The 12,973-nt window shown below is 43.7% G+C and carries 13 protein-coding genes and 1 riboswitch; of the genes, 5 read left to right on the top strand and 8 right to left on the bottom strand.

Annotation, left to right across the window (positions count from 1 at the left end):
- The first annotated feature begins 151 nt into the window (after nt 1-151).
- Complete coding sequence (locus AC6R16_RS12770; RefSeq protein WP_500639147.1) at nt 152-337, top strand: hypothetical protein; 186 nt, start codon at nt 152-154, stop codon at nt 335-337.
- Between the two features lie 152 nt (nt 338-489).
- Nucleotides 490-1,680, top strand: a complete 1,191-nt coding sequence (locus AC6R16_RS12765) for a GGDEF domain-containing protein (protein WP_500674593.1) — start codon at nt 490-492, stop codon at nt 1,678-1,680.
- On the opposite strand, the gene maiA is transcribed toward AC6R16_RS12765, so the two are convergent.
- Genes maiA through hppD form a run of 4 tightly spaced genes read right to left on the bottom strand, consistent with a single transcriptional unit; the run spans nt 1,637 to nt 5,503 of the window.
- The gene (maiA, locus tag AC6R16_RS12760) at nt 1,637-2,287 is read right to left on the bottom strand and encodes a maleylacetoacetate isomerase (RefSeq protein WP_500674592.1); all 651 of its coding nucleotides are present in this window, start codon (nt 2,285-2,287) and stop codon (nt 1,637-1,639) included. The genes AC6R16_RS12765 and maiA overlap by 44 nt on opposite strands.
- Nucleotides 2,280-3,293 carry a fumarylacetoacetate hydrolase family protein gene (locus AC6R16_RS12755; protein WP_500674591.1) on the bottom strand — a complete coding sequence of 338 codons (1,014 nt, stop codon included), beginning with the start codon at nt 3,291-3,293 and terminating at the stop codon, nt 2,280-2,282. The genes maiA and AC6R16_RS12755 overlap by 8 nt, the downstream gene beginning before the upstream one ends.
- A 13-nt stretch (nt 3,294-3,306) precedes the next feature.
- Nucleotides 3,307-4,437, bottom strand: a complete 1,131-nt coding sequence (locus AC6R16_RS12750) for a homogentisate 1,2-dioxygenase (RefSeq protein ID WP_500674590.1) — start codon at nt 4,435-4,437, stop codon at nt 3,307-3,309.
- Nucleotides 4,430-5,503, bottom strand: a complete 1,074-nt coding sequence (gene hppD / locus AC6R16_RS12745) for a 4-hydroxyphenylpyruvate dioxygenase (RefSeq protein ID WP_500674589.1) — start codon at nt 5,501-5,503, stop codon at nt 4,430-4,432. Before hppD ends, AC6R16_RS12750 begins: the two co-directional genes overlap by 8 nt.
- 449 nt (nt 5,504-5,952) lie before the next feature.
- Here hppD and AC6R16_RS12740 point away from each other — a divergent pair, with 449 nt between their 5' ends.
- Nucleotides 5,953-7,059 carry a M20/M25/M40 family metallo-hydrolase gene (locus tag AC6R16_RS12740; protein ID WP_500674588.1) on the top strand — a complete coding sequence of 369 codons (1,107 nt, stop codon included), beginning with the start codon at nt 5,953-5,955 and terminating at the stop codon, nt 7,057-7,059.
- Nucleotides 7,060-7,119: 60 nt separating this feature from the next.
- Here AC6R16_RS12740 and AC6R16_RS12735 read toward each other — a convergent pair whose 3' ends face one another.
- The 3 genes from AC6R16_RS12735 to AC6R16_RS12725 form a co-directional block, all read right to left on the bottom strand.
- Nucleotides 7,120-8,913, bottom strand: a complete 1,794-nt coding sequence (locus AC6R16_RS12735) for a putative bifunctional diguanylate cyclase/phosphodiesterase (RefSeq protein ID WP_500674587.1) — start codon at nt 8,911-8,913, stop codon at nt 7,120-7,122.
- 140 nt (nt 8,914-9,053) lie between these two features.
- Nucleotides 9,054-9,788 carry a chromosome partitioning protein ParA gene (locus AC6R16_RS12730; protein WP_500674586.1) on the bottom strand — a complete coding sequence of 245 codons (735 nt, stop codon included), beginning with the start codon at nt 9,786-9,788 and terminating at the stop codon, nt 9,054-9,056.
- Nucleotides 9,789-9,805: 17 nt separating this feature from the next.
- A complete protein-coding gene (locus AC6R16_RS12725; protein ID WP_500639154.1) occupies nt 9,806-9,964 on the bottom strand; it encodes a hypothetical protein in 159 nt (52 codons plus the stop codon).
- 241 nt (nt 9,965-10,205) lie between these two features.
- Here AC6R16_RS12725 and AC6R16_RS12720 point away from each other — a divergent pair, with 241 nt between their 5' ends.
- Nucleotides 10,206-10,544 (top strand): 50S ribosome-binding protein YggL, encoded by a 339-nt coding sequence (locus AC6R16_RS12720; protein WP_004743470.1) that lies wholly within the window; start codon nt 10,206-10,208, stop codon nt 10,542-10,544.
- A gap of 56 nt (nt 10,545-10,600) precedes the next feature.
- Here the strand turns inward: AC6R16_RS12720 and AC6R16_RS12715 are convergent, their stop codons facing one another.
- Nucleotides 10,601-10,843 (bottom strand): hypothetical protein, encoded by a 243-nt coding sequence (locus tag AC6R16_RS12715; protein WP_500639155.1) that lies wholly within the window; start codon nt 10,841-10,843, stop codon nt 10,601-10,603.
- A 420-nt stretch (nt 10,844-11,263) separates the two neighbouring features.
- Nucleotides 11,264-11,358: riboswitch (glycine riboswitch) on the top strand.
- Nucleotides 11,359-11,464: 106 nt separating this feature from the next.
- On the opposite strand from AC6R16_RS12715, the gene AC6R16_RS12710 reads away from it, so the two are divergent.
- Complete coding sequence (locus AC6R16_RS12710) at nt 11,465-12,835, top strand: alanine/glycine:cation symporter family protein (protein WP_500674585.1); 1,371 nt, start codon at nt 11,465-11,467, stop codon at nt 12,833-12,835.
- The last annotated feature ends 138 nt before the right edge of the window (nt 12,836-12,973 follow it).

Below are 12,973 nucleotides of genomic sequence, written 5' to 3'. Positions count from 1 at the left end.
TAGATTTCCAATTTTAGATAAGGCTTAAATTACAAGGCTACGCAATCGATCCCCCTCCCATTACACGTAACAAATAGTTAACCATATACCGTTATTCATGTCATAATCTGCACCGAAAATAACACCTAGTAAATAGGGTAGGGAGAAATCTATGTTTACTATCGAAGGTGTATGCGATTGGTGCAAAAAGCCAAGCATGCTAACCAAACATGAATACGTTGACGGTAAAAGCCATCATTCATGTAAAGAGTGCAATGACTTAGCGACATTGGATGTACGTCAGTTCAACATTGCCGAATTACAACAGCGTGGGCGTCAAATCAGCTCACTACGTTAATTCGTACTCTTTCTCCAAGGACGACACTAAGGCCACCTTAAAAGGTGGCTTTTTGCTTTATTGGTATACGCATCAGTTTTATTAACACTTCGTTTACAAGTCAAGGTGATTAAGGTAGGTTCAAATTAGGTATTGAGAACGGTAGCCTCTTAATGAACCCTGATATCGCAATAGAAATAGATCGTAGAAAGCATCTGGAAATGATGGATGCCTTCCCTATGATCGCGATTCTACAAGGTGCTTTAGCCACTTTGGTTCTAAGTTTGACCGTATTCAATTACGGGCTATCAAGTCAAAGCATTATCTGGGCGGGTCTGTTCTTATGTGTCATTAGCGCGCGATATATCGTTGACCGCTCTTTAAGGCCACATATCGATAAACACAGCATGACCAAGACACATTGGTTTGCTCTGCTTACGACTCGATCTTTAATCGGCTTCGTCTGGTCATTAGGATCTATCTGGTATATTCAGATCGCTCCAGAACACAACTTACTGACTACCACAATCTGGTGCACCGCCCTCGCCTTCGCTGGTACTATCTTTCACATAAACTCTATTTCAGCGCTGCAAATATACTTTTGGTCACTAATTCTGCCACTTGTTGTTTACTTTTCAATTGGCTTAGAGCGTTTATTTGAAGCGTTTACCTTAGTGCTATGCGGCGTCATTTACGTTAGCTTATACACCCGAATTCTGCACAATAAAGCGTTAAAAAGAATCGCAGAAGAGATTGAAAAAGAACAATTAATCCGGCAACTTTCTGAAGCAAACCACTCGATAAAGGCACTCGCTGAGCAGGATGCGTTAACCGAGCTGAAAAACCGCACCTACTTCAATCAAAAGATAGAAGCCGTATGGCTGCGTAGCAAAGAAAAACACCAAGATCTTTGCGTCATCTTATTTGATATCGACCACTTTAAACCTTTCAACGATAACTATGGACACGTATCTGGAGATAAAGCCTTACGTAAAGTCGCCAAGCGACTTAAGACAATAGATCTAGAAGCGGAATATAGCTTCTTTGCCAGAGTCGGCGGTGAGGAGTTCGTGGCAGTATTACCCAATACCAACTTAGATAAAGCGATAACTATCGCGGAACGGATTAGGTTTGGTATTGAAAGCGCAGCCATACCACATCAATACTCCTCTTGTGCAGATATTATTACTATCAGTGCTGGAGTCGCGATTTGCACCGCCGGAGAAACCTCTTCGATTATTGATATGATGGAACAAGCAGATAAGGCCCTCTATCTCGCGAAAGAGGGCGGTAGGAATCAAGTAGCAATATCTCTAGAACCTAAACAGCCGCATCTGGTTGAGCTTCAGGTGCAGCCCTCTTAAACGCCTCCAATTCGCTTAGTGACGTTGTCACTCTGACAATATTTGAATAAGGGGTTAAATCAACGTCAAAACGCTTGGCGTTGTATACCTGCGGGACAAGACAAGCATCAACCAAAGAGACCTCATCGCCAACACTATATTCACCGCTACACAATTTCAGTCGTTTTTCCAGCGCGGTAAAGCCCTGCTCTATCCAATGACGATACCACCGAGTTTTGTCTCCCTCTTCGACAGAAAGCTCACCCGATAAATATTGCAGTACTCTCAGGTTATTGAGAGGGTGAATATCGACGGCGATATCTTGCGCCAGTGACTTCACGATGTAACGGCGCTCTTTGTCTAGCGGGGTAAGCACAACCTCTGGATAAGTTTCATCAAGATAGTCGATGATCGCTAAAGATTGGTTAAGAGTGACGCCTCCATCGACTAGCACTGGCACTAACTGGCTCGGATTGAGATTCTGATAATCGGCGGAGTGTTGTTCTCCGCCGTTTTTTACCAAATGAATAGAGCGCTGCTGATAACTCAACTCTTTTAGGTTAAGTGCGATTCTCACACGGTATGCTGCTGAAGAACGCCAATAACCATAGAGAATGCGATCACTCATATTTCACCACTTGTTGGTCAATCGCGCCAAAGATCGAGTGACCATCCGCGTCTTTCATTTCCATCTTGATTCGGTCACCAAACTTCATGAAACTCGTTGACGGTGAGCCATCACGGATCGTTTCTATCATTCGTACTTCAGCAATGCAGGAGTATCCAACCCCACCTTCACAAATCGCAGTACCAAAGTCAGTACCTTGTTTATTTGATACTGTGCCTGAACCGATGATCGCTCCTGCTGATAGAGGGCGACTTTTGGCTGCATGTGCAATCAGTTCCGGAAACTCGAACGTCATATCAACACCCGCATTTGGACACCCAAAGGGTTCATTGTTGTAAAAGCTTAGAAGTGGCAGATTCACTTTACCACCATCCCAGTCGTCCCCGAGTTCATCAGGCGTCACCGCTACCGGTGAGAAAACTGAAGATGGTTTTGATTGAAAGAAACCAAACCCTTTCGCGAGCTCGTTAGGGATCAACCCGCGCAGTGAAACATCATTGACTAGCATAATCAGCCTGATAGATTGCGCCGCTTCTTCAGCCGTAGCTCCCATTGCAACATCACCTGTTACGACAGCCACTTCACCTTCGAAGTCAATTCCCCACTCTTCGGTCACTACCGGGATATCATCATAAGGTCCGATAAACGCGTCGGAGCCTCCCTGATACATCAAGGGATCAGTCCAAAAACTTGGCGGCATTTCCGCGCCACGCGCTTTACGCACCAATTCGACATGGTTGACATACGCTGAGCCATCCGCCCATTGGTATGCTCGCGGTAAAGGAGATTCACTCAAAGCTGGATCAAATGGCATTTCGCTGGTTAGCTCACCGTTATTCAACGCCAAATAAACCTCATTGAGCTGAGATTCAACATGACTCCAATTGTCTAACGCTTCTTGCATCGTTTGTGCAACTTCAGGTACAGCGACACATTTTGTCAGTGCTTTGTTTACCACAACCAGTAAGCCATCTCGGCTATCATTCTTTAGGGTTGCTAACTTCATATCCAGTCCCTTTCTATTTTTCTTTCCAACTGTAGACGTACTCTTTGTTTTCCACCTGCTCAGCCTCGTTACTGAAGTGCAGCGCGTGTCTGGTATCAATCATGACCGCAACTTCATCAGTAAACTTCTTCTTGTACTCTTGACCTGCTTTAAAGGCTTTAGGATGAGGGCCATGAGTAAAGCCTGCTGGATGGAAGGTCACCATACCCGCTTCAATATTGTCGCGACTGAAAAAATCTCCGGCGTGATAAAACAGCACTTCGTCATAATCATCGTTATTGTGATAAAACGGCACTTTCAGTGCACCTGGATCACTTTCAATGGGCCTAGGAACAAAGGTACATATAACAAACCCTTGACCAACAAAGGTGGTATGCGCCGATGGTGGTAAATGATACCTGTGTGACATTAATGGTCGGATATCACGCCAGTTCACTCGCACGACTGACAGGTCACCATGCCAACCAATCGCATCAAGTGGATTGAATGGATACGTGACAACACTGACTTGGTCGTGACGCTTGATATGAACCTGTGTGGCGTCCTCGGAATACTGGGCTTTAAACTGGTCATCAATTTTTGGTACATCCAACACCGCAGGATCAAACACAGCGTGATTTCCTACCATCCCCTTCTCTGGTAGCGTGTAAGCCGCATCAGTATTTTCAATCATCAAAACAAACATGGGTTCACGAGGTTCTAATCGCCAACTCGTCGAACGCGGAATCATTACATAATCGCCTTCAACCACTTCTAAGTGTCCGTAGTCACAGTAAAGATCCGCAGTTCCCTGATGAATAAACAACAGCTCATCCCCATCAGCATTTCTAACCAAATGCGTCATGGCATTCTCTAACTTCCATACGCGTACTTTACAGTTGGCGTTGTGAAGAAGATGCGGCACAGACCAAGGTGAAAGCTGGTGTGATTCCTCTACGTGGTTGAAGTTGAACGCGCGTGGTTTTAAATCGCCTTCCCACTCACTCCAACCGGTAGGAGCATGTTGATGGTGAAAGTGGGCAGCAGGCCCAAAGAACCCGCTACGGCCAGCTTCACGTTCGTAAATTGCCTCTTCGGGAAAATCAGCGTGCGCTTGCTTGGAGCACACTCCCTCCCGATGAGGGAATGTTATCCATTTATGCATCGTCTAGTACCCCACGACGGATTTGATCTTCTTCAATCGACTCAAATAGCGCTTTAAAGTTACCCTCGCCGAACCCTTCGTTACCTTTACGTTGAATGATTTCGAAGAACACGGGACCAATTACTGTCTGAGTAAAGATCTGCAGTAGGATGCCATCTTTCATTGGTGCGCCATCGATCAATATTCGTAGATCGCGTAATTTCGACACGTCTTCTTTGTGTCCATCCACGCGGCTATCAACTTTTTCGTAGTAAGTATCGGGGGTTGGCATAAAGTCCATACCACGATCACGCAGAGTTTGGACTGTCTGGTAAATATCATCTGTGGTTAAGGCGATATGCTGAATGCCTTCGCCGTTGTACTCACGAATAAACTCTTCAATTTGCGATTTGTCATCAGAGGATTCGTTGATAGGAATTCGGATCTTGCCACAAGGCGCAGTCATCGCTCGGCTCACCAAGCCCGTTAATTTGCCTTCAATGTCGAAGTAGCGAATTTCACGGAAGTTACCAATGCGCTCATAGAAGCCCGACCATACGTCCATATTACCTTGCTTAACATTATGCGTTAGGTGGTCTATCTCGTAGAGGCCGACATCCATTTTAGCAAGACGCTCCTTCGCGTCTTCATAAAAGCGGAAGTCCACTTCATAAATGCTGCCATCTTGGTAACGATCAACGAAATACAGCAAGCTCTCACCAATACCGTATATCGCAGGGATGCTAAGTTCCATTGGACCAATTTCAGTGATGTATTCTTTACCACCATTGTCTAGCGCCTGCTTCATTGCAACCGCCGAGTCTTTAACGCGAAAAGCCATGCCACACACAGAAGGGCCATGAACTTCAGCAAAAGCATGGGCCTGACTATGGGGTTGAGCATTAACGATAAAATTCACATCACCTTGTCGATAAAGCCACGCTTCTTTTGAACGGTGTTTAGCCACTTCTGCAAACCCAAGCGAATTAAACAGGTCTTTAAGCGCTTGAATACCTTTCGCGTCTGCCGCTGTATATTCAACAAACTCAAATCCATCTGTACCTAGTGGGTTGTACGCTTCGTTCATTTCTATATCCCTCGTTATTGATCTAACTACCGTGTAACTATCAATAACTTGGCTCAGCTAAGCGCAAATTTGAACCTTACACGCCCAATCCGAAGTTAACGAAATGTAATCACAAACTGTAAACACGTTTAATTCAGATAACTTTAATTCATAAAAATCAAAAGTTTAAATCAAATCACAAAGTAACAATTAGTTTACATTCAACCAATAATCATAACTTCCTGCTTATTAACAAGTATAGTTCAGTCTTGAATTTGACTCTGAAGACCAAACAGGTCTAGCTGCCTTGTTACATTGAGCAAATCAATTCAATCATTCACATAAAATCACTAGGCAAATCGTTAACCATAAATTGACATTAGGAGTTGCTGATAGATTGATATAGCGCAGACAAATCTCCCCTTCGAGCCGTTATGGTTATCCCCTCTGTTCCTTAACGAGGTATAACAATGACTCAAATTAACCGTGAACGTCTGGTCGAACACTTTATCCAACTAGTAAAAATTGACAGCGAATCTCGCAACGAAAAGCAAATTGCGCAGGCGCTTGCCGAACAGTTAGGTGAACTAGGATTTACTGTCCATAAACTGCCAGTTCCTGAAGAGGTATCAAATGGTTTTAACGTCTATGCTCGACTAGAAGGTACGATTGACGATAGCGTTGTACTTAGCTGCCATATGGATACCGTGACTCCAGGCATTGGTATTGAGCCAGTGATTGAAGACGGCATCATTCGTTCGAAAGGCAACACTATTTTAGGTGGTGATGACAAATCGGGTATTGCCGCGATTATGGAAGCAGTTCGCAGCATTAAAGCACAAAACCTAGCTCACAAGACCATTGAACTCGCCTTCACTGTTCATGAAGAAGGTGGCCTATTCGGCTCTGAAAACTTCGACATGTCTTACATTCAAGCCGACAAAGCAATCGTATTAGATACTGGTGGTCCTATTGGCACTATCGTCAATGCCGCACCGGGTCAGCAAAAGATCGTTGCGAACTTTATCGGGCGCCCAGCTCATGCAGGCTTGGCACCAGAAGAAGGTATTAGCGCGATTCAAGTCGCCTCTGAAGCCATCACCAACATGAAGCTACTCCGTATTGATGAGGAGACAACAGCTAACATTGGTATCGTTCAAGGTGGTAACGCGACCAATATCGTTATGCCTGAGCTAAAAGTGGTTGCGGAAGCACGCTCACTAAACGATGACAAACTGACGGCACAAGTTGCTCATATGGTTGAAACCTTCCAAGTGGCCGCAGATAAGCATGGTGCACAAGTTGAGATTGAATCGACTCGTGCATACAACGCGTTTGTGATTGCAGATGATCATCCACATATTGAATCGGTAAAAGCCTCTTTCGAAGCCATTGGGGCAAACCCATACACTAAAGGGACTGGTGGTGGTAGTGATGCCAACAACTTTAATGCAAAAGGGTTAATCACGGTTAATATCTCTACCGGTATGGCAAAAGTTCATACTACAGAAGAGTTCATTGCTATTGATGATATGGTGAAAGTGACGGAGTTTGTTGAGCACTATCTAACGCACTAAGTAACGCTGATAACCACAAAAGCCGCTAATTGCGGCTTTTGTTTTATTGAATGTTACGCACTACTCTTTGGTCAATTTCACCACCCTCTTCTCCCGCATTTCCTGAGTCATCATTGAAGCAAACTCGTCATGAGAAAGCGGCTGCGAGAAAAGATATCCTTGGTATTGATCGCAGCCCTCTTGAACAAGTACATCCAACTGCTCCTGAAATTCGACCCCTTCCGCTACAAGTTTTATGCCCAAACTGTGTCCCATTTGAATGATGGTACGGACAAGGACGCGATCAGAGTGATTGATAGAACACTCGTCGATAAAACATTTATCAATCTTGATAATATCAATGGGGAGTTGTTTTAAATACTTAAGGCTCGAGTACTCCACACCAAAGTCATCTATCGCAATTGAAACACCGATGGCTCTCAGTTGGCGACAGATATCGGTGATGTTCTCAGGATCACTCATCAATGTAGATTCAGTAATTTCTAACTGCAGTAGGTGCGACGGCAACTGTGTCTCTTTCAGCGCTTTGCACACCACTTCAAATAGATCTGCATGCGCAAACTGGACGGTTGAAACATTGACTGCAATACAAACCGGTAGATGCTGGTCATAATACTGCTTCGCTTGGCGACATGCTTCATGGATGATCCAATGACCTATAGGCACAATCTGTGTCGTCTTTTCAGCAATTGGAATAAACTCAGCCGGCGATATTGGGCCAAGTTGTGGATGGTTCCAACGCAGCAAAGCTTCCGCACCGACTATCTTAACCGATTCAACGTCTACCTTAGGTTGAAACATAAGAATAAACTGGTGGCTAGATAAGGCAGAACGTATCTCTGTCTCGATTTGATGCTGCCTAATTGTTTCCCCAAGCAACTCATCGTCAAACCAACAAACCGCCCCACCACCGACCGAGCGAGCTTTATATAGAGCGAAGTCAGCGTTTTTCTCCCACACTTCTGGGCTACCTACCGCATCCGCAGCATAGGCAACCCCAATACAATAGGAGAGTCGATGAGAAGTATTGTCCACATCAAACATCGCTCTTTGATGACGACTTAACTCATCAACGAGTTGTTCGAGCTTAGGTTGGAGTTCTTTATCCTCCACCACAACGATAAATTCATCACCGCCAAATCGATATACCTTACCTACATCTCCCACTATACCCGCAATATGCTTAGAGAATGCAATTAGCAGTTCATCGCCATATCGATACCCCAATCGGTCGTTAACGTTTTTAAAACCCTCTAGACCAATGTGTACCATCCCGAAATGTTTCGCATTATGCTCAGTTATCCTATCGATATCCTCTTTATAGGCATTGGCATTGGGTAGTTTCGTCAAGTAGTCGGTCTGACTCTCTGTTTTGAAAGTCGCCGCTTGTTGTTGCGTTTTTACAAACAAGTAAGTCATTAACGTGGCAAACACAGTGACTGCGGTCATCTCAATTGAGGTATCAATAAACGTATGAAAGTCTGAAATGGTTAACTGATATAAGTAGCCGTTAATCAGTGCAGCACATACCGCAATTGGCCACAACGTACCCGGAAACAGCACGATGTAGCACAACGGTAAGAACAATAGACACGCTTTTACAAGCTCTAGAGGGAAAGGCTGAATCAATCCTCCAATCAAGAACAAACTAGTGGCTGAAAAAGCAAATACGTGTTTGAGAGATCGGTTGGTGCAATACAATGCTAACAATAACAATACAGGAAATAGGTAGAATGCATATTCCCAAGGGTGCGGTTGCAGCAAAAATGAATGGGACATAACCCCTACTGCAACGATGTAGGCGATATAAGCGATAACTTGTACGGCTTCGTTTACCTTAAATAGCTGCTGCATTTGATGCCTTGCTTACTTGTTTCTTCTAATAAACAGTAGCGCATATTTAGCATCTTCGGCGGAATCAAATAGATTTACAGCCACTAAAATAACAAAAACGCCTCAAAAATGAGGCGTTGTTTCAATGAAGCAGAGATATTCTACAGGCCAAGCTCTTCAGAAAGTGCCTTCATTTGCTTTAGGTCCATTTGATGAACCCGAATCATTTGTTCAACTTGGCTCAAGCGAGATTGGGCTTCGTCCTGTTTATCACACGAATCAGATTTTGCATCCCAAGACGTCCCTTCTAAGTATACATCACATGCTTTCTTAAGTTCAGCGATCTTAGGTTGGAGCTCTTCCCTCTCTTTCTCTAGAGACTCAAGTTCCATTTTTACTCTTAGCTCTTGTTGAAACAATTCACGTGATCGCTCAAACATGGTCGCCTGCATATCTGCTTGTCGATTAAGCTTGCTGTTCTGTGAGTTAGCCGTCTGCAGCTGCTCTTTTTGCGTGGTGATCTGTTCCTCAAGCGACAAGTTAACTTTTTCGAGCTCATTAACTTGTTGCTCAAGTTTAATTACAACTTCTTGGTGTTCAGTTTTTTGTTCCTCTATCGCTTTTTGTAGCTTTAGTGCTACTTCATCGTCGACCTTAGCCACTTTTTCTTCTACTTGAACGACCATTTTCTGCTTGTCTTCCGCCAGAGTTTGATACTGTTGCTCAAGTGTTTGGTATGTGGACTCCCATTTTTTTGCAGTCAGTGTCGATCCAACCAAACCACCTAACGCCAAACCTAAAACACCTGCGATGATAATATAGAGATGCGTTCGCTTGTCTCGCTCTTCAATAACGACAACGTCATCATTCTCTTGGTTATCGGTATGTTCGTTCACTTATTTGCTCCTGAGGGTTAACGCATCAGTTCTGTAATCATGAGCGTGGTTGTGTAAAGTAAAAAGCCAGCAATCAAAGTAACAACCACGTATTTCTGTAGCTTTTCGCTTGTCCGATAGCGAATCAAAACAAACGCCAAAGCCACTAAAAAAGCAATTGCAAGTAACCTTGTCATAACCTCTCCTTAGGCAGACTTTCTATTCATTACTTTATACCATTTTTACGCCGAAATAGTCAGAAACGCGTAGTTTTACTGGCTAAGAATTTTAATTTAATTGATTCAAATGGTTACTTTGTTATCAAAGTGCAAATCTAAGAGCAAATTACGAGCACTTTAACGCGAACCACAGCATTTTGTTTGGTGCTCTGTTCGAACTAAGGTATAAAGAGCTAACGAAAAATAGTGGGAAATACCGATGAAACCATACAAGTTGGACAATAAGAAACGCCGCATCCAAAAGAAACTGTTTTTGGGTGAATTTGCAATGCTTGGATTTGAGCTAAGCTGCGAAACCACAATCACCGATTTCGATAAGTATGACGTATTTGTCGATGAGTTCATCGATTACATTGATGGCTTAGGCCTTTGCTTTGGTGGTGGTGGCCTAGAGCTGTTTGAAGGCTTCTTATGCTGCAATGCTCGCTATGCCGATGCGACTGAAGAGCAAAAAGCCCAAGTTGTTGCATGGTTAGAAGCTCGTGAAGAGGTTAAATCAGTACAAACTAGCGATTTGGTAGACGCAAACTACTTCTAGCTTTTGCCCCCTGTCTATGAAAAATAGCGCCATTTACGGCGCTATTTTTGTATGCTCTATCTCACTTCCATCCCAAGATTATACTGTGCCAAACAGCGCGTTACGTAACTTACTTTTAACAAAGCAGCAATAACAATCGTGCTTATATGTGCGGCAATTTGCTCGCCTAAAGTGAATTTGTAAGCATACGGATAAGAAATGAGTACGCTGACGACTAACGCAACAAAGGTTAATAGCAGTGCAACATTCGAAAAGTTCAAAAGTTTATTAAAAGTGGTATTGGTTGGTTGAGCAAACATATCGACCTCACTTTGATCATTTTATTGTTTTATACACTCTACATTGCACATACCTTGCCAAAATATTAAATCGTTTTAAATCTGATACTTAAAAGATAAAACAAACAGAATAGTGTCAATTAGACACCCATTAAAAAGAGTCATTATTACAACACCAATACTAATAAACACCAAGAAATCATCACTATAAAAACCTTTCATTTGATGTAAATCAGCTATTGAAATACAAAAAAATAATGATAGAGTTCACACATCGATAGCAACCAGTGTTATCGACTAACTTTTACTCAGTTTATCGAGTAATTGTTCCGATGAAGACTGCAGGAGAGTGGTTATTTACCAAATGTTAACATTTGGTAAGGATAACCTACCGAAGAAGTAAATCTTTCAGGTGCCATTTAGGTGGCGGGGACTGTAGTTGGAGGAGCCTCTGGAGAGAACCGTTAAATCGGTCGCCGAAGGAGCAAGCCTATTTGTAGGTGAAACTCTCAGGCACAAAGGACAGAGGAGTGGAAAGAACAATTCAGCTATTTCGCATTTCTGTCTGTAGCTAATCGGGATCAATGATCTCTGCACTTTCACTCTTCTCCTTAAATAAGCATTATCACTTAAGGGGAAATCATGGATAACCTTCAATCTTTACTTAAAACAATCGACAGCTTTGTCTGGGGCCCACCACTATTGATCTTATTGGTTGGTACCGGTGTCTACTTCACTTTTCGTTTGGGTTTACTACAGTTTAGACACTTACCGACTGCGCTGAAAATGGTGTTCAGTAAAGATGACTCTAAAACACAAGGCGACGTCTCTAGTTTCGCTGCGTTGTGCACCGCCCTATCGGCAACGATTGGTACAGGTAACATCGTAGGTGTCGCGACAGCAATTAAGCTTGGTGGACCAGGTGCTCTATTCTGGATGTGGCTTGCAGCTCTATTCGGTATGGCGACCAAATACGCAGAGTGTCTGCTTGCTGTAAAATACCGCAAAGTCGACGACAAAGGCCAGATGACCGGTGGCCCTATGTACTATCTGCAATATGGCGTAGGCTCCAAGGCTCTCGCAGTGATGTTTGCTGTATTTGCATTGGGTGTAGCCTGCTTCGGCATCGGTACCTTCCCGCAAGTCAACGCAATAATAGATGCCAGCGAAATCTCGTTTGGTGTTTCTCGTGAAATCTCAGCCAGCGTACTGACACTGCTTGTTGCCTTTGTAACACTGGGCGGTATTAAATCTATCGCGAAAGTCGCCGGTAAAGTCGTACCAACCATGGCGCTGTTCTACGTATTAGCCTGTTTAAGCGTGATTATTATGAACGCAGACAAGCTACTAGATGCGGTAGAGCTTGTACTGGTTTCTGCCTTTACATCTACGGCAGCAACTGGCGGGTTCTTAGGCGCAAGCATTATGCTAGCTATCCAGTCAGGTATTGCTCGCGGTGTGTTCTCGAATGAATCTGGCCTTGGTAGTGCACCAATGGCGGCGGCGGCGGCAAAAACCGATTCATGTGTAAAGCAAGGCCTGATCTCAATGACAGGCACCTTCTTCGACACTATCATTATTTGTACTATGACGGGTCTTGCGCTGATTCTTACGGGTGCTTGGCAAAGTGACTTTGCAGGTGCAGCCATAACCACTCATGCCTTTGCGGTGGGTCTTAATGCCGACACGTTTGGCCCGATGCTTGTCTCAATTGGTTTGATCTTCTTTGCCTTCACCACCATTTTAGGTTGGAACTACTATGGTGAACGCTGCGTAGTTTACCTATTTGGCACCAAAGCGGTGTTGCCATATAAACTTGTGTTCGTCTGTTTAGTTGCCTCTGGCGCCTTCTTACACTTAGACATGATCTGGATTATTGCCGATATCGTTAATGGTCTAATGGCAATTCCAAACCTAATTGGTCTTATTGCTTTGCGCCATGTTGTGGTTGAAGAAACAAAACTCTACTTTGCTCAGGTCTCAACGGTTCGCAGTAATCGTGTGACTGTTTAAGCTCATTAGACTCTGATTAAGCCCAACCAATGCGAAGCGGAAGCGCTTCGCATTTTTGTTTTATCTAACTGAAACAAATACTTCACCCAATCGACCTCCTACAGTTCTAAACTTGTCTCAAACCCTGTTTGAGCTTGA

The organism is Vibrio sp. R10-SG3-ISO10 (assembly GCF_059834185.1).
The sequence above is the reverse complement of the archived record's forward strand: the minus strand, read 5'-3'. Positions and strand labels throughout refer to the sequence as shown.